At 36.2% G+C, this 25,114-nt stretch carries 25 protein-coding genes; 20 read left to right on the top strand and 5 right to left on the bottom strand.

What is annotated here, in order from left to right:
• Positions 1-2 precede the first annotated feature (2 nt).
• Entirely contained in the window at positions 3-1,445 is a 1,443-nt protein-coding gene (gene glgA / locus ACE38V_RS09550; protein WP_375841005.1) for a glycogen synthase GlgA, read from the top strand.
• Between the two features lie 52 nt (positions 1,446-1,497).
• Here the strand turns inward: glgA and ACE38V_RS09545 are convergent, their stop codons facing one another.
• A complete protein-coding gene (locus ACE38V_RS09545) occupies positions 1,498-2,247 on the bottom strand; it encodes a glucose 1-dehydrogenase (RefSeq protein ID WP_375841004.1) in 750 nt (249 codons plus the stop codon).
• Between the two features lie 187 nt (positions 2,248-2,434).
• Between ACE38V_RS09545 and ACE38V_RS09540 the strand changes: the two genes are divergently transcribed.
• The 7 genes from ACE38V_RS09540 (at position 2,435) to ACE38V_RS09510 (ending at position 9,594) form a co-directional block, all read left to right on the top strand.
• On the top strand, positions 2,435-3,178 hold the full coding sequence (locus ACE38V_RS09540) for a prolipoprotein diacylglyceryl transferase (protein ID WP_375841003.1): 744 nt from the start codon (positions 2,435-2,437) through the stop codon (positions 3,176-3,178).
• Positions 3,171-4,580 (top strand): radical SAM protein, encoded by a 1,410-nt coding sequence (locus tag ACE38V_RS09535; protein WP_375841002.1) that lies wholly within the window; start codon positions 3,171-3,173, stop codon positions 4,578-4,580. The genes ACE38V_RS09540 and ACE38V_RS09535 overlap by 8 nt, the downstream gene beginning before the upstream one ends.
• A gap of 25 nt (positions 4,581-4,605) precedes the next feature.
• On the top strand, positions 4,606-4,875 hold the full coding sequence (locus ACE38V_RS09530) for a hypothetical protein (protein WP_375841001.1): 270 nt from the start codon (positions 4,606-4,608) through the stop codon (positions 4,873-4,875).
• A 496-nt stretch (positions 4,876-5,371) separates the two neighbouring features.
• Positions 5,372-6,139 (top strand): 3-hydroxyacyl-CoA dehydrogenase, encoded by a 768-nt coding sequence (locus ACE38V_RS09525; RefSeq protein ID WP_375841000.1) that lies wholly within the window; start codon positions 5,372-5,374, stop codon positions 6,137-6,139.
• A 58-nt stretch (positions 6,140-6,197) separates the two neighbouring features.
• Positions 6,198-7,349 (top strand): thiolase family protein, encoded by a 1,152-nt coding sequence (locus tag ACE38V_RS09520; protein WP_375840999.1) that lies wholly within the window; start codon positions 6,198-6,200, stop codon positions 7,347-7,349.
• A 548-nt stretch (positions 7,350-7,897) separates the two neighbouring features.
• Complete coding sequence (locus ACE38V_RS09515; protein WP_375840998.1) at positions 7,898-8,803, top strand: ADP-ribosylglycohydrolase family protein; 906 nt, start codon at positions 7,898-7,900, stop codon at positions 8,801-8,803.
• A gap of 98 nt (positions 8,804-8,901) precedes the next feature.
• The gene (locus ACE38V_RS09510) at positions 8,902-9,594 is read left to right on the top strand and encodes a Crp/Fnr family transcriptional regulator (RefSeq protein WP_375840997.1); all 693 of its coding nucleotides are present in this window, start codon (positions 8,902-8,904) and stop codon (positions 9,592-9,594) included.
• Positions 9,595-9,626: 32 nt separating this feature from the next.
• Here the strand turns inward: ACE38V_RS09510 and ACE38V_RS09505 are convergent, their stop codons facing one another.
• Entirely contained in the window at positions 9,627-9,875 is a 249-nt protein-coding gene (locus ACE38V_RS09505) for a hypothetical protein (protein WP_375840996.1), read from the bottom strand.
• Between the two features lie 377 nt (positions 9,876-10,252).
• Here ACE38V_RS09505 and ACE38V_RS09500 point away from each other — a divergent pair, with 377 nt between their 5' ends.
• The 5 genes from ACE38V_RS09500 (at position 10,253) to ACE38V_RS09480 (ending at position 15,325) form a co-directional block, all read left to right on the top strand.
• Positions 10,253-10,627, top strand: coding sequence for a hypothetical protein (locus ACE38V_RS09500; RefSeq protein WP_375840995.1), 375 nt, complete (start codon positions 10,253-10,255; stop codon positions 10,625-10,627).
• Positions 10,627-11,130, top strand: coding sequence for an aminodeoxychorismate lyase (locus ACE38V_RS09495; protein WP_375840994.1), 504 nt, complete (start codon positions 10,627-10,629; stop codon positions 11,128-11,130). The genes ACE38V_RS09500 and ACE38V_RS09495 overlap by 1 nt, the downstream gene beginning before the upstream one ends.
• 704 nt (positions 11,131-11,834) lie before the next feature.
• The gene (locus ACE38V_RS09490; protein WP_375840993.1) at positions 11,835-12,722 is read left to right on the top strand and encodes an NAD(P)-dependent oxidoreductase; all 888 of its coding nucleotides are present in this window, start codon (positions 11,835-11,837) and stop codon (positions 12,720-12,722) included.
• Between the two features lie 387 nt (positions 12,723-13,109).
• Positions 13,110-13,496 (top strand): VOC family protein, encoded by a 387-nt coding sequence (locus ACE38V_RS09485; protein ID WP_375840992.1) that lies wholly within the window; start codon positions 13,110-13,112, stop codon positions 13,494-13,496.
• Between the two features lie 248 nt (positions 13,497-13,744).
• Positions 13,745-15,325: an acetate--CoA ligase gene (locus ACE38V_RS09480; protein ID WP_375841170.1), complete on the top strand. Its 1,581-nt coding sequence runs from the start codon at positions 13,745-13,747 to the stop codon at positions 15,323-15,325.
• An 80-nt stretch (positions 15,326-15,405) separates the two neighbouring features.
• Here the strand turns inward: ACE38V_RS09480 and ACE38V_RS09475 are convergent, their stop codons facing one another.
• Positions 15,406-15,591 (bottom strand): hypothetical protein, encoded by a 186-nt coding sequence (locus ACE38V_RS09475; RefSeq protein ID WP_375840991.1) that lies wholly within the window; start codon positions 15,589-15,591, stop codon positions 15,406-15,408.
• Between the two features lie 198 nt (positions 15,592-15,789).
• On the opposite strand from ACE38V_RS09475, the gene ACE38V_RS09470 reads away from it, so the two are divergent.
• A complete protein-coding gene (locus ACE38V_RS09470; RefSeq protein WP_375840990.1) occupies positions 15,790-16,830 on the top strand; it encodes a DUF2332 domain-containing protein in 1,041 nt (346 codons plus the stop codon).
• Between the two features lie 138 nt (positions 16,831-16,968).
• Here ACE38V_RS09470 and ACE38V_RS09465 read toward each other — a convergent pair whose 3' ends face one another.
• Positions 16,969-17,151 (bottom strand): spore germination protein, encoded by a 183-nt coding sequence (locus ACE38V_RS09465; RefSeq protein WP_375840989.1) that lies wholly within the window; start codon positions 17,149-17,151, stop codon positions 16,969-16,971.
• Positions 17,152-17,548: 397 nt separating this feature from the next.
• Here ACE38V_RS09465 and ACE38V_RS09460 point away from each other — a divergent pair, with 397 nt between their 5' ends.
• Positions 17,549-18,055: a GNAT family N-acetyltransferase gene (locus tag ACE38V_RS09460; protein WP_375840988.1), complete on the top strand. Its 507-nt coding sequence runs from the start codon at positions 17,549-17,551 to the stop codon at positions 18,053-18,055.
• Between the two features lie 113 nt (positions 18,056-18,168).
• Here ACE38V_RS09460 and ACE38V_RS09455 read toward each other — a convergent pair whose 3' ends face one another.
• Positions 18,169-18,621: an AraC family transcriptional regulator gene (locus ACE38V_RS09455; RefSeq protein ID WP_375840987.1), complete on the bottom strand. Its 453-nt coding sequence runs from the start codon at positions 18,619-18,621 to the stop codon at positions 18,169-18,171.
• 372 nt (positions 18,622-18,993) lie between these two features.
• On the opposite strand from ACE38V_RS09455, the gene ACE38V_RS09450 reads away from it, so the two are divergent.
• The 5 genes from ACE38V_RS09450 to ACE38V_RS09430 all read left to right on the top strand — a co-directional run bounded on the left by ACE38V_RS09450 (position 18,994) and on the right by ACE38V_RS09430 (position 24,999).
• Positions 18,994-20,259 (top strand): MFS transporter, encoded by a 1,266-nt coding sequence (locus tag ACE38V_RS09450; protein ID WP_375840986.1) that lies wholly within the window; start codon positions 18,994-18,996, stop codon positions 20,257-20,259.
• Positions 20,260-20,614: 355 nt separating this feature from the next.
• On the top strand, positions 20,615-21,043 hold the full coding sequence (locus ACE38V_RS09445) for a pyridoxamine 5'-phosphate oxidase family protein (RefSeq protein ID WP_375840985.1): 429 nt from the start codon (positions 20,615-20,617) through the stop codon (positions 21,041-21,043).
• Between the two features lie 202 nt (positions 21,044-21,245).
• A complete protein-coding gene (locus ACE38V_RS09440) occupies positions 21,246-22,898 on the top strand; it encodes an AMP-binding protein (protein ID WP_375840984.1) in 1,653 nt (550 codons plus the stop codon).
• A 14-nt stretch (positions 22,899-22,912) separates the two neighbouring features.
• On the top strand, positions 22,913-24,460 hold the full coding sequence (locus tag ACE38V_RS09435; protein ID WP_375840983.1) for an acyl-CoA carboxylase subunit beta: 1,548 nt from the start codon (positions 22,913-22,915) through the stop codon (positions 24,458-24,460).
• A gap of 335 nt (positions 24,461-24,795) precedes the next feature.
• A complete protein-coding gene (locus tag ACE38V_RS09430; protein WP_375840982.1) occupies positions 24,796-24,999 on the top strand; it encodes a hypothetical protein in 204 nt (67 codons plus the stop codon).
• Positions 25,000-25,114 lie beyond the last annotated feature (115 nt).

Raw genomic sequence — 25,114 nt, 5'->3', positions numbered from 1 at the left:
CCATGAACGTTTTGTTTGCAGCATCGGAATGCGCTCCCTTTATTAAAACTGGAGGATTAGGGGATGTGATTGGGGCGCTCCCCAAGGCATTACAAAAAATTGGGGTTAATGTCAGTGTTATTTTACCAAAGTATGGAGACTTGGATTCAAAATTTAAAAATGAGCTAGAATTGAAAGCAGTTATTGAGGTTCCGGTTGGATGGAGGAAACAATATTGCGGAATTGAAATGCTGATTTATCAGGGAATTTCCGTTTACTTTTTAGATAATGAATATTATTTTAAACGGCATGGAAGTTATGGATTTTATGATGATGGGGAGCGCTTTGCTTTTTTCTCGCGCGCTGTCCTTGAAGCTCTTCCTCATTTAGAACTTGAATTTGATTTCATTCATTGCCATGATTGGCAAGCAGGACCCATTCCTGTCTTATTGAAGGCTCATTTTAAATACCACCCTTTTTATCAAAAGATAAAAACGATTTTTACTATTCATAATTTACACTATCAAGGTGTATTCCCAAAATCTGTTTTAAGTGAGCTTCTTGATTTAAGTGAATTGTACTTTCAAATGGATGGGTTGGAATATCATGGGAACGTGAGTTATTTAAAAGCAGGACTGGCGTTTGCTGATGCCATTACCACAGTAAGTCCGACCTATGCGAATGAGATTCAAAATCCATATTATGGAGAGCATCTGGAGGGATTTCTTCGCAAACGGAGCGACAGATTAATTGGAATTATTAACGGAATTGATCAGGAGGCATATAATCCTCTAACAGATCCATTTCTTTTTTCTCCCTTTAGTCATTTTGAAGGAAAGCTTGTAAATAAGAAAAGTCTACAAGAAGAATTACATCTTCCTATTAATGCAGAGATCCCCATTATCTCCATCGTTACAAGATTAGTGGAACAAAAGGGGATTGATCTTATCCTTCATGTTTTTGAAGAAATCATAAAGCAAAATGTTCAAGTCATTCTACTTGGTACAGGGGAGGAACGGTACGAACACGCATTTCGCGAGCTTCAATTGCGTTATCCTAACCAAGTCTCCAGTAATATTTTATTCGATGAGGGACTTGCACATCGAATTTATGCGGGGTCTGATCTCTTTCTTATGCCATCTCAGTTTGAACCATGTGGGATTGGACAATTGCTCGCCTTTCGATATGGGGCTTTGCCACTTGTACGTGAAACGGGAGGATTGAAGGATACCGTGATTCCATATAATGAGTTTTACAATCAAGGGAATGGCTTCAGCTTCACAAATTATAATGCCCATGACATGCTTTATACGATTGAACGGGCTATTTGGTTTTATCGTTTTCAACCGAAGAAATGGAGAGAACTTTCCGAAAGAGCAATGAAGTTGGATTTTAGCTGGGAGGCATCCTCAAAGAAGTATAAAGAACTATACGAAACTTTAATTCCTTTAAATGTTCATCAATAAATTAATCCGAGACGAGTTTTGCTTGTCTCGGATTTTTTAAAGAGGAAACAAATTATTCTTCATAAATCATTTTTCGGGTCATTCCACCATCAATTACTAAATTAATTCCTGTCACAAAATCATTATTAGGATCGGTTAAATATAAACATGCCTTTGCAATATCAATAGGCTGTCCTACTCGTCTTGAAAAATGTTGTTCATGGTCAATCTGTTTTAGCTTTGAATAATCTCCAGTTTCGATCCATCCAGGAGAGATGGCATTAACCGTAATGTGATAGGGACTTAAAGAAGCTGCAAGAGCATGGGTTAATGCTACTATTCCACCCTTTGTAGCCGCATAGGCTTCAGAATTAGGTTCAGACATGATGGCACGTGTTGAAGCAATATTGACAATAGATCCTCCGTTCGGATTATCTTTTATATATTTTGCTGCTTCTTTTGAAGCAAGGAAAACACTTCGAAGATTGGTATGGATTGTATCCTCCCATTCATCAATCGATAATTCAAAAAATGGTTTAAACATTCCTTTACCTGCATTATTGATGAGTATATCTATTTTTCCGTATTGATCAGTGGTGATTTTCATTAAGTTAATGATGTCTTCTTCATGACGAACATCTGTTTTTACAAAAAAAGCATCACCGCCATTTTCAGTGATTTCTGTGAGAACTTTATGAGCGGCTGCCTCATCGATATCTGAGAGAATAACCTTACTACCAAGTTTTGCAAAAGCACGAGCAATTTCGGCCCCAATTCCATTGGCTGCACCTGTAATAATCGCAACTTGTTCGTTACTCTTCATACGCTTACCTCCACAAATCATTATGTACCATAAGATTATACCATTGATAGAGGTGTAAAGCTTATTTTCCTGCATTCGTTTGTTAAAATTACTCAATATAGGGAGAGCTTAGAAAAAATCTAGGTAATGTTTGTATTATTCTGATAATATAAATATATCTCTAGGCAGTACAGAAAGGGGAGGAGTCATGACATTTCCTTTTTACATATTTGGGATCCAGCCCCATTTATTATTTGAATCCCTCGCCTATTTCATTGGCTTTCGTGTTTATCTTTATACCAGAAACAAAGAAAGGATTCCTCTTGATAAAGCGATGTGGGTGGTGGTTGGTGCTATATTAGGGGCTGCTTTCGGTTCAAAAATTCTATATTGGTTTGAAGATCCTAGTGAAACGATAAGAAATTGGAATAATATCTACTATTTAATGGAGGGAAAAACCATCGTCGGTGGACTACTTGGTGGTTTAATCGGTGTTGAGTTTGCGAAAAAATTCATTGACTGGACTCGTTCAACAGGGGATGACTTTGTCCTACCTCTTACCGTTGGAATGATGATTGGGCGAATAGGATGTTTTTTAACCGGATTGAGCGACCACACATATGGAGTAGCCACAACTTGGGTTACTGGCGTAAATTTTGGAGATGGTGTGAATAGACATCCAACACAACTCTATGAAATTATTTTTCTCGCCATCCTCCTTTATATATTGTTAAAGGTAAAAAAGAATCAGTATAGCTGGGAAGGACTGCTATTTCAGCTATTTATGCTAGGCTACCTAAGTTTTCGCTTTATCATTGATTTTATTAAACCGACGCCACATTCTTATCTCATCCTGAATAATATTCAAATCGCAAGTTTAATAGGAATGATTTATTATATTTGGCTGATTCGAAGAAAATATTTAATGCAAGGGAGAGAGATTCATGCCTAATCGTCCTTATTTATTTTATGAATTAACAAATAGCATCTGCTCAACCTGTCTTCGAAAGGTCGAAGCAAAGGTCATTATTGAAAATGAACGGGTTTTTCTTATGAAAAACTGTTTACAACATGGTCGTGAGAAGGTGTTGATCTCGACAGATGTGGATTATTTTAAATGGTGTAGGGAGTTCATCAAACCAGCGGAAATGCCATATCGCTGGAATACGTCGATGAAATATGGCTGTCCTTACGACTGTGGACTTTGTCCTGATCATGAACAGCATAGCTGTTTAACTTTGATTGAAATTACGGAACGCTGTAATTTAGAATGTCCCATTTGTTACGCAGATTCTTCCCCGCAAAAAGGAACATTTCGAAGTTTAACAGCAATTGAGTTTATGTTGGAGGAAATAATTAAAAATGAACGTCAAGCAGATATAGTGCAAATCAGTGGAGGAGAACCAACGATTCATCCACAGTTTTTTGAAATTCTCGATTTAGCAAAATCAAAGCCTATTCGTCATATTATGGTGAATACAAACGGACTTCGAATTGCAAGGGATAAAGAATTTGTTCGCAGACTAGCCACATATGCTCCGGGATTTGAAATTTACCTGCAATTCGATAGTTTTAAAAAAGAAGTGCTGGAGGAATTGAGAGGAGTAGATTTAAGAGAAATCAGACAAAAAGCAATGGATCACTTGAATGAATTCAATATTTCAACCACACTGGTGGTCACGTTAAAAAAGGGATTAAATGATCAAGAGGTAGGGGACATCATTCAATATGGACTTAAGCAGCGTTGTGTACGTGGAGTGACATTTCAACCGATTCAGGCGGCAGGCAGACTTGAAGAATATGATCCTGCCGTCAATCGCTTAACAGTCAGTGAGGTACGCCAAATGATCATTGAACAATCTGAATTCTTTCATGCTAAGGACATCATTCCTGTTCCCTGTCATCCCGACTGTCTCGCTATGGGATATGCTTTAAAACTAAATGGAAATGTCACGCCGCTAACAGGACTCGTTGATCCTAATGTTTTGTTAGAAGGGGCAAAAAATACAATTGTTTTTGAACAGGATGAATCGATGAAAGAAATGGTTTTCCAATTGTTTTCTTTAAATCATTCACCGGATTCATCCGCTTCTTCCTTAAAGGATTTATTATGCTGTTTGCCGAAAGTATCGATTCCTTATGAAATTGGCTATGACAACGTATTCCGTGTGATTATCATGCAATTTTTAGATGCTTATAACTTTGACGTACGTTCGGTGAAAAAATCTTGTGTCCATATTGCTCATCCTGATGGACGTATCATACCTTTTGATACGTACAACTTATTCTATCGTGATGATAAAGAACTTGAGATTAAAAAAATCCAAGAAGAGATTGAGCGATTTTCATTCTGAAGTTGTTAAGGGAGGTGGATCCTATTTGAACAAAAAAAATGGAGATAAGGGGAATATTGGAGAACTATGGCTTGGGATTATCATCTCAGTCGCGATTTATCTTGTTGCATTTGGACTCCTTTTTTCCGCAATAAGCTTTTTTGGAATCGTCTTAGCACTCATCGCATACATCGTTTCAATTACCTTGGCTTTTGTAAAAGGGAAAACAAGGCTTGGCCAGGGGATGCTAATTGGAGCGGGGGTTGTCTTTTTAATTAATGCCGCCTGCTTTGGGTATATTTTTACTTCTCTGTGATTTAAAGAGAATATATTAGGATTTCTTAAAAGAGACGATTTGAAATGATGAATAGGTGATAATATTTCGAAAAACCGGCGCGTTTTAGTGAAACGTGCCTAATATGATTGATAATTTATTGGTGAGTGAATGGGGAGAAACTTTAGTAAATTGCTTGAATATTTTAGGGAGATGTCATTTTTTTAGATAGTTCGCACACCTTTGTTGCAGGCTTAATAAAAAGATATACATTGCCTACATGAATTTATATTTAAAAAACTATTTATTCACAAATTAAGTTTAAACAACAAGCTTTCCATATAAACAAGATTGGATTGAAAAATAGACAGAATATTGTTATTATTTAAAATATGGAAGCGCTGTCAAAACATACTCTCGTATATCCATTTAGTCACCTCGTTAGTAATCATTCCATTCCTAACATGAGCAAAACCACATACTTTTAAATATCATTTAATAAGCTATTATGTAGCATGTTTAAGAAAGGAGAGAAAATATGAAGATGAATCATCTTTATGCATTAGTAACAGGAGGAGCATCGGGTCTAGGTGAAGCGACAGTTCGTAATATTGTTAAAAATGGCGGTAAAGTTGCTATTCTTGATCTTTCTGACGCTAAAGGAAATCAAATTGTTGAGGAATTAGGAGAAAACGTGATATTGATTAAAACAAACGTAACAAGCGAAGAAGAGGTTCAGCAGGCAATTGATAGAGCCGTCACACACTTTGGTTCTATCAATGCAGTCGTTAACTGTGCAGGAATTGGAATTGCAGAGAAGACTGTGAGTAGAAATAAAGCTCATTCATTGGATCATTTTAAGAAAGTGATTGAAGTGAATTTAATTGGCACCTTTAATGTTATTCGACTTGCAGCAGAGAAGTTTGTGGAAAATGAACCGAATGAAGAGGGAGAACGTGGGGTAATCATTAATACTGCTTCTGTAGCTGCCTTTGATGGACAGATTGGACAGGCAGCATATAGCGCTTCTAAAGGAGGAGTAGTGGGTATGACACTTCCAATTGCCCGAGATCTTGCTAATTTTGGGATAAGAGTAGTTACCATTGCTCCGGGTCTAATTGAAACACCTTTATTTGGTTCCTTGTCAGATCAAGCAAGAACAGCGTTGGAATCACAAGTACCGTTTCCATCAAGGCTTGGTCGCCCTTCAGAATACGCCCAACTTACCCAGGCTATTTTCGAGAATGTCTTACTGAATGGTGAAACCATCCGTTTAGATGGCGCCATTCGAATGGCACCAAGATAAAGGTTTGTTCGTTGAACGTAATAGATAAGTATAATAGTAAAAAATAGGAGGAAAGAAAATGAGAGAGGTAGTGATTATTGAAGGAGTACGTACACCAGTTGGAAGACGAAAAGGAATGTTAAGTCAAATCCGCCCGGATGAGTTAGCAGCAAAGGTGTTAAAAGAATTAGTAAACCGTGTAGGAATCAAGCCCGGACAGGTTGAAGACGTCATTCTTGGGTGTGTTTCTCAAACTGAAGAGCAAGGAATCAATATTGCCCGCACTGCACTGTTAATGGCTGATTTCCCGATTGAGGTACCGGGAACGACTTTAGACCGACAATGCGGTTCTGGTCAACAGGCTATCCATTTTGCTGCACAAGCCATTTTAAGTGGAGATATGGAGATTGTCATTGCGGGAGGGGTTGAAAGTATGTCAAGAGTCCCACTCGGCTCAACCCGTCAACATTCCGATTGGAGTGAAGAACTTACCTCTCGTTATGAAATGATTCATCAAGGACTTTCAGCTGAGAGAATTGCTGAAAAGTGGGGATTTTCTCGCAGACAGTTAGATGAATTTTCATTAGAAAGTCATAATCGTGCACTCAAAGCACAAGAAGAAGGACATTTTCATCGTGAAATTTTACCATTAGAAATAACTTTAGAGGATGGCACAACTACTATTGTACAACAGGATGAGGGGCCGAGAATTGGTTCATCTATTGCAAAACTCAGCACTCTTAAGCCCGCATTCACTCAGAATGGAAAGATCCATGCTGGCAACTCAAGCCAGATGAGTGATGGAGCTGCTGCAGTCTTGCTTATGTCAAGAGAGAAAGCAGAAGAATTAGGATTAAAGCCAAGATTTCGCATCACTGCGCGCTCCGTTGTGGGATCTGATCCAACACTAATGCTAACTGGTCCCATTGAAGCAACTAGAAAAGTGCTTGCGAAAGCAGGTTTAACAATCGAAGATATGGACACTTATGAAGTAAATGAGGCATTTGCACCAGTGCCATTAATGTGGCTAGAGGAAATCAATGCGGATCCGAAGAAACTCAATCCGAATGGTGGGGCGATAGCTTTAGGACATCCACTAGGCGCAACGGGAGCTCGTCTTATGATTTCCATGATGCATGAATTAGAAAGAACAGGTGGTCGCTATGGACTTCAAGCTATTTGTGAAGGTGGCGGCATGGCAAACGGAACCATTATTGAAAGAATCATCTAAATAGGGCAAGCAACAAAATAAAAGAATCATATTCTTTTACTTTGTTGCTCTTTTTTTTGGTAATCACTGCAGCAAAGTATAGATGAATAACTAATAATAATAATTAAAAAGTACTTTCACATAAGCTGATGCATAGAGTAAATACGATTTGTCCAATATCCTCTAATTCATCATCATGTATAAAATCTAGAAAAATATGTTGGTAACAAATTATTAAGAATATTGATGGAAAGAGCGACCAGTAATAAATTTGAATGGGTTTAGTAATCCTCAATACCATTATTTAGAAACTTCCCTTCAAACCAAGATGACCAAAAATATCAAAAGGTTTAGATGAAGAAATGTAGACATTTTCTCCAAGGTAATCATGAACGAATTTGATTATTTAATTTTTTTTTAAGCTGCATGTTAAAATAGAGAAAAGTCACTCAAGTTTCAATAATGATATAAAAAATAAAGCTTGCTATTTTCATGTTTTTAACTTTGATTGAAACTAAATCATACAAAAATGAAATGTCATTATTTTTTATCATAAAAGGATGATTGAATTGTTAGATAAAATAAAAGGTGGTCTTTTTGGTGTTGCGATTGGGGATGCGCTTGGAGGGACGACAGAATTTATGACGGAGGAAGAAATAAAAAAGGAATATGGATGCTTAACGGAGATGTTGGGTGGCGGGGTCTGGAACTTAGCACCAGGTGAAGTCACTGATGATACCGCGATGACAATAGCAGTTTGTAAGGGAATTATCTCTAATCCAATTGATCCTATTTCTGAAATTGGCAACGAATTTCTTCATTGGTATGATACAAAACCGAAGGATATTGGGAACACCATTCGTGAAGTGTTGCGTCAATATAATGGTGACTGGTTTCAAACTTCTAAAAATGTAAACATTCAACTAAATGGAATGAGTGCTGGAAATGGAACTCTTATGCGTACACTACCTGTTGCTCTTTCATATCCTTCTTTGCCAAAAATAGATGAGATTACAAATCTTCAATCGAAAATGACCCATTATGATGATGAAACGTCAAGTATATGTCAGTTGTATAATAAAATAGCCTTTCAGCTTTTAAATCAATATCCATTGAAAGATGCAATCGAAACTGTAATTAGAGACACTAAATTTTTCACCATTTTTAAGAAAAAGCCAAGCGTCCCTTCGGATGGCTATGTAGTTAATACTTTTTATTGGGTTCTGTATTATCTATATCATTTAGATGATTTTCGTGAAATTGCGATTGCTGCAGCGAACAATGGAGGCGATAGCGATACAATTGCTGCCATTGCCTGCGGTCTTAAAGGAGTAGAAATTGGTTATGAAAGATTACCAGATGATTATAAACATAAAATAATTTTAAAAGAAGAGTTAAGTCAGCTTTCAATGCAATTGCACCTAATTAGAGAACATTTCAGGAAATCGAAAATCAAAGAAGACAAATATGAATAATCTATTTGTGCTATAATTCGCAATAAAAGACTGCTATATAGGCACAATTCAATGGAATTTCGATAAAATAGACTGGGAAAATAAGGTCGTGATCTCTCATGAAAATGTTGGATGATGAATCGGAAATAATGGAATTATTACCTTTTTATTCACATCTAAATTTAGATGAACAAGAGCTTGTAAAAATCTCTATTACTAATCAACTTTTTGCCAAAGGAGAAAGGTTATCAGAATTTCATGAAGAATGTTATGGGCTGATTTTAGTTCATTCTGGAAGAATAAGAGCCTATATTATGTCCCAAGATGGAAGAGAAATTACCCTTTTTCGATTAAAAGAAAAGGAGATTTGTATTCTTTCAGCGTCCTGTCTTTTTAAAGATTTGCGTTTCCCTTTATTTTTTGAAGCGGAAGTGGAAAGTTCGATTTATATCATTCCTTCCAAAGTGATAGAGTTTATCAGTAAAGAAAATATGGTTTTGAAAGATTTTTTCATCAAATTACTCGCAAAACGCTTCTCTACAGCTTTATGGGTCATGGAGCAGGTGGTTTTTGGAAGTTTATCATCAAGAGTAGCGCGGTTTCTTTTAGATCAGGCAGATATTGAAAAAAAATTAACTTTAGGCATCACGCATGAACTGATTGCCAAAAATATAGGCTCCGCAAGGGAAGTAGTTAGCAGAATGCTGAAATATTTTGAAAATGAGCATCTGATAGAAACCCATCGAGGAACTATCTTTATATTAAATCCCGATAAATTAAGAATAATGGTGAATGAAAGTGAAGATGCTTAATTAGGCATCTTCACTTTCATGAGTATATAACTCTATAATTCTTCTTTGATATAGGCAATCATTTTTGGAGTCATATATGGAATTATGAGGGGGAGCATATTAGGCATTAAGGCTTCCATCGTAAAATGAGCTAAATCTGAAATCTTTAAACCAAGATGATTTTTGATATTAGAATCACGTAACTGAACTTGGCAGCAAGAACATAAGGCAACCACTGTATCGGCATGTGCCTCAATTGCTTCAACCAATTTTTGATCTAAACCCCCAAAGTTAGCAACCATTTTAGTTTCCTCCGTAACATGAAAGATTTTTATTGAATTCAATATGAAATAGGTAGATAGACTATTTGTTTCTCTATCTTTAGTATCGTTGTAAAAAATATCAATCTCAGTGATTTTGTCACCATCAACTCCATATTTTGTTACAGGTTTATAACAGTTTTGAACGGACGAAAGAGGGAGCCAAAGTGGTTATAGAAAGGGAGTTTTGACCTTTTAGAACGATGGATTATAAGAGATTATGCCTAAATCTCAATTTTTAATAATGAATGAAAACCTAACTTTTGACGTATTTTTTTGTTTTAAAAAGAAATGTTTAACTAATTGTAGTATAATACTAACTTGCGAGGTAAAAGTTTTAAGAGATGGAGGATTTCATAATGATTGGATGGACATTAGCCATTCTATTTGGTATTTCAGCTGTGTTGCTAATTTTTTCTTTAGTGAAATTTAAGCAATCATCAGGTCATGAACAAAGAGAAATTGATTCTATTTATTTCTCAATGATGGAAGAGACGAGTAAGCTACAAAATCATATTCGTAATCTAGAGCTCGATGTGGAAATTCTTTCTCAAAAAGCTGATAATAAAGTCATTTCATCAGAAGAGCGACTTTTGATGCGCGAGCTGTTAGATTTATATAAAAGAGGCTACTCCTTCAAAAGTATTGCTACAGAAAAACAATTAGATGAACATGAAGTTGAACTTTTGTTGGCTCCTTATAAATCTTCGAAGAAAGAAAGGAGTGCCAACTAATGAACGCTAAGTTGATTTCCAGTTTTGCAGCAGGACTATTGCTATCATCAACTGTACTTGGCGCGGTTTACTTATCTGATGTTGAAGGTGCAACCAATAAATCTAGTAAAACAAAAGTAGTGGAGCCTTCTGAAAAGGAAATGAAAGACAAGCTAACCACTGCAGGTTATATGATTTATACAAAGGATGAATTGAATAAAATCCTTAAATCTACTAAATCAGAAGCAGTGAAGAAGGAAGATTCTAATTCGAAAACTGATTCTAAGTCCGAAGATACAGGCAAAGAGAAGATTATATATCGCACGTTCTTATCCGTATCAAAAGGGATGACAAGCTATGATGTCGGGAAAGTTCTTGTAAGATCAAAAATTGTTGATAACGCATTTGACTTCTCAAAACGAGTGGAGAAGAAGGGGCTTGCCAACAACTTACGGCCAGGAACGTATCGAATTGATAGCGATATGACCGAAGACGAAGTTATTGCGGTTGTATTCAAAAAATAAAAGAGTAAAAAGGAATGGATGTGACTAATGGGTTCGGTTCAGAGGTAGAAAACTGTAATTCGAAGTCTAATTCACAGAGCAATTCTTAATACTTTTATCAATAAATTAGCAATTGACAAGGCAATGGATTTGGTTCCATTGCTTTTTTCTTAGGTTTGTATTCGATTTTTACTTAATTAGAAATTTTTTCAAGGATAAGTTAATTTTTATGTTAAAATAATTTGAAAGATTCAATCGAACCTTGGCAAAATTAATTACAGGATGTCATTAAAATGGATTTAAGTATCAAGTGAACCAAAATTGATGAAGCAGAAATTTTGTTTAACATTCAAAAAGAAGTATTCATTGATGACTTAAAAAGATAGGAGGACCACGAAAATAGCCCTGTCAATGAGCCTGTTGAAAAATTAATTGATAAAATAAAGAATTATTCACATTACACAATTTGGCTTGAGGGTAACATTATTGGTGGTTTAGATATACATGCCAAGGAAAACAATAGATATGCATTATATCTCCTATTCTTATCTAAAGAATATCAAATCAGCCTTTGACAAAGTAGCTACAGAATGCAGTAAAATCAATAACAATTATCATCTTTTCAAAGATTGATTCATAATTTGTCTATATTGCAGGCAATACCAAAAGTAAAGTAGCTAATGTTGTTACCCATATAAAATAAGATGAATGGAGGACATGCAAAAATGACGCAAGAAATCGGCTTTATCGGATTAGGAAATATGGGGCAGCCCATGGTGATGAATCTTTTAAAAGCAGGCTTTAAGGTAAAAGTTTATAACCGTACACCAGAAAAAGCAAAGGAAGTCGTTGCGGCTGGTGCGATTCAGGTCAATCAATTGGCTGATGTTGCTGAACCTGGCGGGGTGGTCATTACAATGGTTTCCAATGATCAAGCATTAGAGGAAATTGTTTTTCATGAAAAAGGATTCGGGAAAAAGCTAACTCATGGCGGAATTCATCTTTCCATGAGCACGGTAGCACCGGAAACATCTCGCAAACTCGCGGCTTTCCACCAAGAGCAGGGGAGTTATTATGTAGCATCTCCTGTGTTCGGTCGACCTGAAGCTGCTGCTGAGCAAAAACTATTTATCCTTTCTTCAGGGAGGAATGAGGCAAAATTAAGAGTGACGCCTATTCAAGAAGCACTAGGTCAACGTATATTTGATATTGGAGAGGAACCAGGGAATGCGAATGTCATCAAACTTGGTGGGAATTTTATGATTATGGCAGCGATGGAAGCAATGACAGAGTCCTTTAATCTCGCTGAAAAGAATGGCATCGACCGTGAATTGGCTGCCGAGATTTATGCTTCTACTTTATTTAATTGCACCGTTTACAATGGCTATGGTTCCATGATTGGCAAAAGAAACTTTGAACCTGCGGGTTTTAAGCTGGCACTTGGGTTAAAAGATTGTAATCTCGTCCTTGAAGAGGCAAACGCAAAGCAAAACCCAATGCCAATTGCAAGCCTTTTGCATGACACGTTGCTAGCATCTGTTGCAAAAGGGAGAGAAAACCAAGATTGGTCTGCATTATCAAGAATTGCATCAGAAAATGCAGGCTTAGAATAATAAAATAGAATGGGAAAAGATACGGACAGCAAAAGATTAAGCTGTCCGTATTTTATTTATAATAGTAATTCCATCATTATTTTTTCGGGAGTTTTTTCAGTGAAATTTATTATTTTTGGTGCCGCTAGTATCTTCATGACGTCTCAAAGTATAGCGTTTTATCACTTCCTAGCAAGAGTCGCTATCACTATTTTTTCACAAAACATCTCATCATCTTTCAACGAATACGAGAGATATACAAATTTTAAGTTACCAACAATAAGTGGATTGAACTTCACACAACATCAGACGGACAAATAAGTTTATCTTAAGCGACTATGGGAAAAAATAAAATTGTTACTTTGCATCACATATCATTAATAGAATAAAGATTGGAGTGTGGTTGAAATGATTAATAAGGTTGGACAAATTATGCTATATGTTAATAATCAAGATGAAGCTGTTCGCTTTTGGACAGAAATCGTTGGATTCATAATCATTTCTGAAGAAAATAATGATCAAGGAATGAGATGGATTGAAATAGCTCCTTCCAAGGACGCTGAGACTACCCTTATCCTTCATAATAAGGACTTTGTAGCAAAGATGGAGCCTGGATTAAATTTAGGAACTCCTTCTTTGATGTTCTTTACTGATGATTTAGATCAGCTTTATCAACATTTAATAAAGCAAAAAATTAAAGTTGGGCAAGTGGTGAGTATCCCTGGTGGGAGAGTTTTTAATTTTGCCGACTTTGAAGATCACTATTTTGCTGTTATGGAAAAAGGAAATAACTAGTACCTGATTATATCATCTAATGGTAATAAAAGACTTATGCAGGTTGAATTTCATAAGTCTTATTTCTTTGCTAACGATTATGTCAAAGAAATGGTAGATTTTTTTGAAAATATTATAAATTTTAATTAAAAATTCATATTAAATTAGTATCAAGTACTAACACTAGATGTTATAATATGCTATAAGGTCACTTTAAAAAATAGTGTAACCTGTATGTATAATACCTAAGGAAAAGAAGGATGACAGATTTGGACTTAAAAACTTTAATTGCACCAGAAGTTTATAATATTGCGGATGAGATTGATCAATATTTTTCAGAGAAGCCTGCTCTTATACTTGATCAAAAATCAGGGGAACCAACGACAATCACCTATTCTGGATTAATAAAGAGGGCAAATCAGTTAGCCAATGGGTTGACAAGTCTAGGATTAACAAAAGGTGACAGGGTCGTGGTCATGACAACACGTCTTGTTGAATCATATATCATCTATTTAGCTTGTTTGAAAGCAGGCTTAGTGATAAGTCCCTCTTCTGAATTACTCCGTGCAAAGGACTTAAGCTATCGATTGAATCATTCAGAGGCAAAAGCAATTATTGCTTACCACCCATTTGTAGCAGAATTTGATCGTATAGAGGATGAAACTCCATTTGTTCAATATCGGATCGCTTTCGGTCAAGAAGTTCCTGGTTGGATGCGGATGGAAGATTTAATGGAGGGAGAACCAGAAACCTTTTCAACAGTCAAAACAACAAAAGAGGATTTTGCTTATCTTGCTTACACATCCGGCACAACAGGATTTCCAAAGGGAGTCGTGCACAGTCATGGATGGGGTTATGCCCATTTAAGAACAGCTGCATCAAAATGGCTGAATATTAGTGAAACTGACGTCGTATGGGCAACTGCTGCTCCGGGATGGCAAAAATGGGTATGGAGTCCGTTTTTATCTATTTTGGGATCCGGCGCAACTGGATTTGTTAGCAATCGAAAATTCAGCCCACACAAATATTTACAACTACTACAAGACTATAAAATAAATGTTTTATGCTGCACACCAACTGAATACCGGATGATGGCTAAATTAGAGGATATTCAATCATTTGATCTTTCTCATTTACATACAGCCGTTTCAGCTGGTGAAGCTCTTAATAGAGAAGTAATTGATGTCTTTAAAAACACATTTAATATTCAAATTCGCGATGGCTATGGACAAACGGAGAGCACGTTATTAATCGCAAACTTAAATGTAGATTCCAGTAAAATTGGTTCTATGGGACAACCTCTATTAAAAGATTTTATTGCTATCGTGGATCAGGAAGGAAATCCGCTTCCTGCAAATGAAGTTGGAACCATTGCTGTTAGAAAGGACTTTCCTGCTTTATTTAAGGAATATTACAAGGACGAGGTCAAAACAAATGATTCATGTCGAGGACAGTATTTTCTTACAGGGGATCGAGCATCAATGGATGAAGATGGTTATATCTGGTTCCAAGGTCGGAATGATGATGTCATTATTAGTTCAGGCTACACGATTGGACCATTTGAAGTAGAAGATAGCCTGATGAAACATGAAGCAGTTAAGGAATGTGCAGTTGTTGCCTCTCCAGACCCAATCAGAGGAAATCTTGTGAAGGCGTTTGTTGTACTAAAAGAAGGTATTACAGGCAATGACCATTTGGTAAGAGAACTTCAACAATTTGCGAAAAAATTGACTGCTCCATATAAATATCCAAGAATCATCCAATTTATAAATGCGCTTCCTAAAACTGATTCAGGAAAAATTAAGCGAGTGGATTTACGGAAATACACAGGAAAAATCTCTCTTGATTAATCCCTCAAAATTCAAAGAAAAAATAAGCTTCTAATCTGAGATTAGAAGCTTATTTTTTTCTCGAATATTATTCGCTTTGATCAATTAGATTGTTTGTTCCTGTTCCTCCAAAGCAATGAAAAAATGAAAAGGACAATACCAATTGCAGCACCAATCAATTCATCAATTAACCATTCACCTGTCCGAAAATAATGAATCAATAAAGTTCCGCCAAAAATTAAAATAATCATGAGTGCAAGTCGAATTAATTCACGGTTTATTGTCATAACATCACCACATTTTTTTAAAATTTGATATTTTCTTATGTAAAGTCTACCATAAAAGTATATTTTTGTTACTATTTCGTTTAGGTTAGAATATCCGTATCATATAAAACTTCATCCAGATGAACTTCAAATAAAGGGGATTATAAGATCAGATTGATGGACAAAGGAGAATTTGAAGGTATTGAATGGGGGGATTTTATGTTAAAGGAACTGCCTTTATCTGAGAGGTTTATTCGTTTTGCACAATATGAATGTCATGACTCTAGTGAATTATATGAATTTCTTTCTCGTAAAATTGCAAAAGATCAGGATTTACTAGAAATATGTAAGACAGCAAAGAAGGGGCAGCCGATTCCAAATTTATTCTTTGGCGCTGTTCATTATCTTCTTTTAAAATATCAGAATCATCGATTGAAAGATTATTATCCTAGTATTGTGACTGAAACGAAGCCTTTTACTGAATCTTTTAAACCTTTTAAGGAGTTTTGCCTCCTAAATATGGCTGAAATAGTGAGAATTTTACAAACGAAGATCGTGCAAACGAATGAAGTAAGAAGATGTGCCTATCTCTATCCGGTTTTTAGCCTAATTTATGAAAAAACAAATAAGCCGTTAGCTCTCTTGGAGATTGGTACAAGTTCAGGACTTCTTTTGCTCTGGGATCAATATTCCTATTCCTATAATGAAAAAGATATTGTTGGGAATCCTGATGCCAACTTTGTGATTACTTCAAAGAATATTGGACCTGACCCACTTCCTGTCCAACCGACTTCACCACCAGTGTCCGCAAGAATAGGATTTGATTTAAACCCGATCAATTTAAAAGATTCAGAAGCCTATTTATGGCTTAAGGCCCTTATTTGGCCAGAGCATCAGGAAAGATTATCAATGTTTGAAAAAGCTGCAGAAATTGTCACAAACCATCCAATTCACCTCATACATGGGGACGGGATTGTTTTATTGGATGATTACATTCATAAAATCCCAAAAGAACAAATTCCTGTAATATTTCATACACATGTAGCCAATCAATTGGCTCCTGAAACAAAAAATTTGCTTCTAAATAAGATTAATTCAATTGGAAAGGGAAGAGATGTATTTCATCTTTATAATAATATTCGCGATCGCTATCTTCATCTAGAAGCCTATTTAGATGGAACAGAGTATAAACAAATCATTGCGGATACTGATGGACATGGGAGATGGTTTAAATGGTATCCAAACGGCCTTAATCTCTGATCATAATCTGTTGAAAAAAGCGTATCCTCTTGGGATACGTTTTTCAGTGGAAAGAACAATTATGATATAAATTATGTTTGTGTGTCATCTTTATTTTTAACTAAGGAATGATTCAAACTCCGTATTCGTTGGTAAATTTTATACCTTTGTAAAATTAATATTTGTAAAAGAATTTAAGCACGCATCGCCAAAGTTAAAATTGCCACCGATAATCACATTATTGGAAGTATGGCTATTCTGATAGGTTACCCCAAAGTTGATATTGGCATTATTTGTTAGGGATCGCACCTTAAATTGACTAATATTGATGGAATTTCCCATTTCCGTCACCATCCTTAATCCATTTTATTTATGTGAGGTTTAAATGATTGTCCATTAGCCTATGACTTGATAGTCTAAAATCTAAAGTTGATAAGCTTCATTTGGTTTTCAATACATTTCTTATGTATATTTATTTTAAAACAAGAATTTAAAGAGTTAACAGATAGAGATGGATCTATCCCAATATAAGTGAGAAAAACGTGTAACTCTTTATAAGGCTCAACCGATTTATAAAAGTACAGGAAAATAAAGGGAGAATGAATTGTTTTAAAAAAAATTAGATGAACATATCACGCTCCAATCTACTCATTTGTTAAATTTCCAATTGAATATTGCAATAATTTGCAATTTATCTAAGAATAGAGATATATTCTGTAACCAAAAATGAGGGATTTATGTGATACGACTTGCAAATGAATCAGACGCTGAAGTAATCGTGAATTTACGAAAAGAAATTATTCTATCAGAAGAAACAACAAAGTTTTTTGCCTCTTCAAAGATGGAATTGCCTCAAAATGACAGTAAGCTAAGAGAACAGATTAAGCACAGCAATAGAAAAGGTAATCTTATTATAGTGGCAGAAATGGATGGAGAGGTCGTCGGATATTTAGTTTTTACTCGTAACGAAAAGGTTCGACTAAGACATACAGGGACAATGGGGGTTGGTATTAGAGAAGAACATTGCAATCAAGGGATTGGTACAGAGCTAATCGAATTCCTAATTGATTGGGCCAGAAAGCAAAACAATCTTGAAAAAATCTGTTTATTCGTCACTTCCATAAATGATCGAGCAATCAAAGTGTATAAACGAATTGGTTTTATCGAAGAAGGACGACAAAAAAATCAAATAAAATATGAAGATGGCTCTTATGGAGATGATATATTTATGGCTTATTATATGTAGAAAAGGATTCTTTATCTTTAAAAGGACTGTTTTCACTATATTTGAAAAATGGGTGCAGCTCTGTGCGAAGCACCCATTTTTTTAATAGAGCTGTTTTCTTTATTGAAAATTTTCTAAGCCTGTTTAACTGGAACGCATAATTCGCAATATCCATTAGCTATCATTTCAAAAGTATATCTTTCAATAATCGGTTTCTGCTCCATTTGAAATTCTCCATTTTGTAGGAGTAGAAGTATTTCTGCCCATGCTTTTTGAATATCTGTTGTCGTATGTTTAACTCTGTAAATAAGATATTCTCCCCCGATAAGCTCCCCCTCACAAATCGAATCATCAAGTTGATAATCCGGAGAAATGACGATGCATGCATCATAACGACAATTTTCTGGAAGGGTCGTTTCTGGATTATCCTGCGGAATTCCCAGGATGATGGCTGATTTTAAAAGTTTTTTCTCCTCCGCCCATTTTTTAATTTTATCCATGGTCTGAATATTTGCAGGCCCATATTGCCCCATTTGACGTACATAGGCAATACGATAGGTTGGAAGGATTTCAACTGTCTTATTCATACTTTCAATCTCCTTTCTTTAAAATAGAACTACTACATAAAGAATCCTATGATGATATAAAAAAATTCGCAAATATTTTTTTAAAATTTTGATTTTTCAAGATGACTTTGATTTTTCATTTGACATAAAGCATCTGAAACGTTTCGGCAACTTTACTCATTAATACTTTAAGATGGTATAAATGACTGCAGTGATGAAGATTGAGATAATAGCCAATTTTAGGAATAGCAACTACAACTCTGCCTTCGAATAAAGGTTTTCCAATCGGCGAAGTTTCTTATTTTGGAAGAAACAGACTTTTTTACTATGTTCATCAATATGGTAAAATATGCTAGAATATATAGAAAAATGAATTAAGGTGAGGGACTTTTTATGAAAATGAGCACCCTGCATATAAACGTGAGAATTCGGGTTCTCGATGTATTTTTGCACGGTCTATCAAACTCCATGTTTTTTCCATTTATGAGTATCTATTTTGCTTCACACTTTGGTGCAAAACTAACCGGGATTTTAATGATTTTCACTGTTATTTTTGGTTTTGGTGTTGGCTTATATGCCGGTTATTTTTCAGATATCATAGGCAGAAAGAAAATCATTCTTGTAGCATCGATAACAAGATCCCTTGGATTACTTTTCATGGCTTTAGCGAATACAAACCTATTTCAATCTACGGCTTGGACTTTTTTAGCTTTTATTATCGTTACGGCCTCCTCTAGTATTGCTGAACCTGTTGCAGAAGCGATGCTAATTGATGCCACGACGAATGACAATCGAAAGCATGTATATGGTTTTATGTATTGGTTTAATAATCTCGCAATTGTGATTGGAGCGGTAATTGGCGGCTTTTATTTTACTACGCACTTATTCATAATTTTGTTGGTTTCTTTTATGATTTCCTTTGTTTCTGTCATTCTGATTTTCTGTTTTATTTCAGACACTTACAAACATGCAGGAAAAATCACCAATCAAAGTTGGATGTCAGTTTTTAAGGACATTGGCACACAATATAAAAGGGTGAGTATGGATAAAGTGTTTATGATCTTTACGCTGGCAACTCTACTATTCTTTACTTTAGAATTTCAAGTTTCGAATTATATCGGCATTCGTCTGGCCAAAGAAATACACATTCAAAATTTAATATCTATAAGTTCTTTTCATCTTCAAGTAGATGGTACACGGATGCTCGGGTTATTAAATGCGGAAAACACAATGATCGTTGTTACCTTGACCCTGATTGTGGGGAAAATGATGAGTCGATATAAAAATATCAATGTCTTAATCTTCGGACTCTTATTATATACATTTGGAACCTTTGTAATGGGATATAGTAATGCCCCATGGTTCCTACTCGCTGCTGGTTTCTTTGCAGCAGTTGGAGAAATTATGTTTTGGCCGGTACGACAATACTATTTAGCAGATTTGATTCCGGAAAATACGAGAAGTTCTTATATGGCGGTGAATTCCATTGTAGGGAATGGAGGTTCCATGTTGGCCTCCCTTTTTATCACTATTGGCGCATTTGTCTCGCCAGTCGTCATTAGTGGATTGTATATTGTGATTGGGTTGCTTTGTATTTGGTTGTTCAAACTCGCGATTTCCATGATAAAAGAAAGAGAAAAAGCAAAAAAGTTTGCTTAAGTTTTTACTGTTATAACTTAATAGAAAGAAAAATGGCGAATGGAAATCCTCCCATTTGGGAGAAAAGATCGAGGGAATCGAGTATATTAATAGGCCTTCAGCTTATTTTTTAATGTTCAATATCGACAATCATATAGCAATCATTCAAACTAATGATGGAAATTACTTTCTTCCAGGAGGAGGTATGGAAGAAACGGAAACACACGAAGCATGGTTTAATGAGAGAAGCATTTGAAGAAATGGGGTAAAAAAAAACGATTTTTACACCCATCCTATGCGTTTTGTCATTGAAGTATCAACTAACAAAAGGTAAATTGACAAAGGTAGGATAATAATTAGGAAGGGTGTGTCATGGATGGATGAAGATAAAATAAAAGAGGAGATACAGACAATTTTAGCTGAGCGACGGTTAGGGATACTAAGTACGATGAAGGGAGATCAACCGTATTCCCGATTTATGATGTTTAGAAATGAAGGGTTTCGATTATATACCATATCTAGTAAAAAAACAGAAAAGGTTCAAGATATTCTCAATAATCCTAAGGTCCACATCCTTTTAGGGTTTAAAACAGAAGGATTCGGCAACCCATACTTAGACATAACAGCAATGGCGACCCTAGAGGATGAAAAGGAGCTAAAGGATCAACTGTGGCATGAAAACTTTTTAAAATATTTAACGGGTCCAGATGATCCAAATTATATTGTCATTCGTTGTGAGCCCAAAACGATACGATTAATGAGTCATCCTGATTTGGATGGACCATATACTTTATCCTTTAATTGAATAAGTGAGTTAAGAAAAAAAGCGATCTATTGCATTGCTATTGAGAAACGATTATAATAAAATAGATAATTCTGAAAAATAAGAAAATATTCTTTGGTTATATTTTCTTTTAAAAATAAAGCTCCTAGTTATGGAGTTTTATTTTTAAAGATAGATACTAACCAGTCAGTTTGTTTTTGAAAAAAGCAATGGAGGTATGGAAATGGTTGAACAAGTTCGTCCTTATTGGCCAGAAAGCTTACCAACAGAGTTGCGTTATTTACATGGAGAACAATCGCTCTATGATTATCTACAAGAGCATGCGAATCATCGGCCTGATGAAATAGCGTATCTTTTCTATGGCAAAGAGATCACTTGGGGAATGCTATTGAATCAGGTAAACCGCTTAGCAGGCTATTTTCAGCAAAAAGGCATAAAGCAAGGCGACTGTATCGCATTATTTATGCAAAATTGTCCACAGTATATTATTTCCCATTATGCGATTTTACAGCTTGGCGGTACGGTTATCCCACTCAACCCTATGTATAAAGCAGATGAATTAGCCTACTTTTTAAAGGAAGCACCGATAAAAGGAATCATATTAAGTGACGATTGCTATCTTGAGCTAGAAAAAGCGGGAATTCCGGAAAATTTTTATTTTGTCATCACCACAAGCTATCAGGATTATTTGCCAGATACTCCAGCTTTGCCGATTTGTTCGGAATTAACTCTACCAAAAAAACGGATAGAAGGTGCGGATGATTTCCTCGCTATTATTTTAAGCAGCCAGCCGCTGGAAAAACAAGCATCCATAGATTTAGACAAGGACATCGCGTTAATGGTTTTTACATCAGGTACAACGGGACGTCCTAAAGGAGCTCAACTCACTTATAAAAATGCCTTATTTAAGACAGCCGCTGTGGCACAGGCCAATGGAATCACTCAAGCAGATCGCCTTATGGCCTGTGCGCCGTTAAGCCATATTGCAGGAATGATCATGGGCGTAAATATTCCTATTTATGCGGGTGTCCCATGCGTATTATTTCTCCGTTTTGATCCAATAGCTACTGTTCAAGCGATTGAACGGTATCAAATTACTACTTGGTACAGTATTGCACCCATGAATGCGGCGGTTCTACAAATCCCGAACATAGAAGAAAGAAATCTATCAAGCTTAAAACATAATATGGCTACAAGCTTTGGATTACAGGTAACAGAAGAATTGGCGACAAAATGGAAAGCGGTTACAAAAGGATGTATCTTGTATGAAGGCGCCTATGGATTAAGCGAGACCCATACCTGTGATACCTTCATGCCAAAGGAAAACATTAAATACGGTTCCTGTGGAATCCCCATTTATGAGACCCACATGAAAATTATCGATCCCGTGAATGGTGCTGAAATGCCAGTTGGTCAATCTGGGGAAATTATTGTGAAAAATCCAGGAGTCTTTCAAGGCTATTTAAATCGACCAGAAGCAACTTCTGAAACCTTAAAGGATGGTTGGGTGTATACAGGAGATATTGGCTACTTTGACGAGGATGGTTATCTTTATTTTCAGGGTCGAGTGAAGGAAATGATTAAATGCTCAGGCTATAGTGTCTTTCCTGAGGATGTCGAAGTTCTCTTAAACAATCATTCTGCCATTCAGCAATCCGCTGTAATCGGAGTACCTGACCCCATCAGAGGAGAAACGGTCAAGGCATTTATTGTTTTACAAGATTCCTATAAAGGGAAAATTTCAGAATTCGACCTGATTAGCTGGTCAAAAGAACATATGGCGGCTTACAAATACCCAAGATATATTGAAATCATCGATCGATTGCCCACAACGCCTTCAGGAAAAGTGCTTCGAAAACTACTAAAAGAAGAATGAGTGAGGGACGAAGAATGGGTACAATTCAAAAATTAACAAATGAATTAATTGAGAAAAGAGAGGTAGCCCTTCTTGGCGGGGGACCACAGAAAATCGAAGCACAGCATCAAAAGGGACTTCTAACAGCAAGAGAAAGAATTGAAAAGCTTGTGGATTCCGGAACCTTTCGTGAATTTGGCAGGTTGAATACTTCAGACATTCCGGGAATGGAAAAGAAGGGCTATGGAGACGGACTTATAGCCGGAATAGGAAAAGTTAATGGCAGACCGGCTGTAATCGAAGCGGGAGATAAAACAGTTTTTGCTGGAACTGAAGGAAATGTTCATCTCCGTAAATCGAGAAAAATACACGAATTTGCCATTAAAAATGGTCTCCCGATGTTCTTTTTAAATGAAGGAGGAGGTCTGCGAATGCCAGATGGAATGGGCTCAGATGGAATCAGTGATAAGCTTTTTCCACGTGAATTGCTGACTCATCATCGCCAAACCCCGATGATGTCAGCCATTTTAGGAGATAGTTTTGGTGCTCCAACGTGGGTGGCAGTGTCTTCTGATTTTGTCACACAGCTTCAGGGAACCTGCATGGCCATTGCCGGGCCGAGAATGATTGAGCTTGCAAATGGGCAAAAAATGACTCCTGTAGAGCTTGGTGGAGTAGATATTCATCATAAATATACAGGTCAAATTGATCATGATGGGGTAACAGAGGACGAATGCATCGAAGCTTTGAAGGCATTTTTTGAATTTATGCCGCAAAATGCCAATGAAAGACCAGCAATGAGAATAACAAATGATGACCCTTATAGACAGGTGGATGAGGTGCTCGCCATTTTACCGCAGCAAAGCAATCGTGTCTATGATATGAAAAAAATCATCCATTTGCTTGTAGATGATGGAGAATTTTTCGAATACCAAGGGAAGTTTGGCCGAGCTCTAATAACTGCATTAGCTCATTTGAATGGGCATGTAGTTGGAATCATTGCCAATCAACCAAATCAATTCGCCGGAGCTCCAGGACCGCAGGAATGCCAAAAAGCGACTGAATTTATTTGTTTGTGTGATTCCTATCATATTCCATTAATTTTTTTACATGATACCCCAGGCTTTCGTATAAGCAGCGAGGCAGAAAAAGCACAAATGCCAACGCGAATCATGGTATGGAATCAAGCATTAGCCTTATCAACTGTTCCGAAAATATCCGTTATCATTAGAAAAAGCATCGGTGCCGCTTATGGGAATATGTGTGGTCCAGGAATGGGCAGTGATATAATTGTCGCTTGGCCAACAGCTGAAATCAATTTTACAGGACCAGAAGTTGGCATAAATGTTGTCTATGGCCGAGAGCTCTCGCAAGCGGAGGATCCAAAGGAAATGCGAAAGCAGCTTTTACAGCATTGGTCCTTTGATAGCTCACCCTACAAAGCAGCTGCCAAGCATTTAATTGACGATGTGATTCCGCCTTTCGAAACGAGAAAATTTTTGTCTCAATCATTGGAATTCCTTCTTACTACAAAACGGGAAAAAAGTGAGCGCAAGCTGGCAAGTTGGCCGACGGGAATTTGAGTGAATTGGAAATAAGAGCTTTGCCTCTTTCTATTAGCTTCATTATCTTCCTATGAAAAATTTTTGGGGTGCCAACATCTGTTTTTTGATGAATAGCAATATTTTTCTTAACCTTATATAATGAAGCGGTATTTCATTATATGCAAAAAGTCTAAACGTTCAATAATCATTCACTGACTATTCAATTAAATTAAGTATTATCATGATAAAATAAAAGAGAAGATAAAGAAGAAAATACCGATTTTGTTCCTCCTTTAAGTAAATACGGTACCCTACAAACGCCTAAAAAATGATTATGTATTCATGAATCAGAAAAATTTTTGGGGGGTTTAAAAGTGGGAATAAGAAAAACTCACAATGCGATTGAAATGTCTGATTTTGAAGTAGGCGCTGGCATTTTCTTTGGAGCTGCACTAGGAGTCTTAACGGGTATGGTTACAAATATCGATATTGCGGTTGCTGTTTGTGTTGGAACTGGGATTGGGTTCATGATCGGTGTGTTGATTCCTTCAATAAACGATAAAAAGAAAACCTCATAATGATTGGATTATAATTTTGAAAATGTCCAATATCCTGGGCATTTTTTTTATAGAATTTATTTTTAATCATTTTCCTACTTATTTTAATGGAAAAAAATCATATGTTATTCTCTTT

Origin of the sequence: Cytobacillus sp. Hz8 (assembly GCF_042263505.1) — a bacterium.
In the GTDB taxonomy this organism is placed as follows: domain Bacteria; phylum Bacillota; class Bacilli; order Bacillales; family Cytobacillaceae; genus Bacillus_BE.
This window is presented reverse-complemented; position numbering and strand designations above follow the sequence as displayed.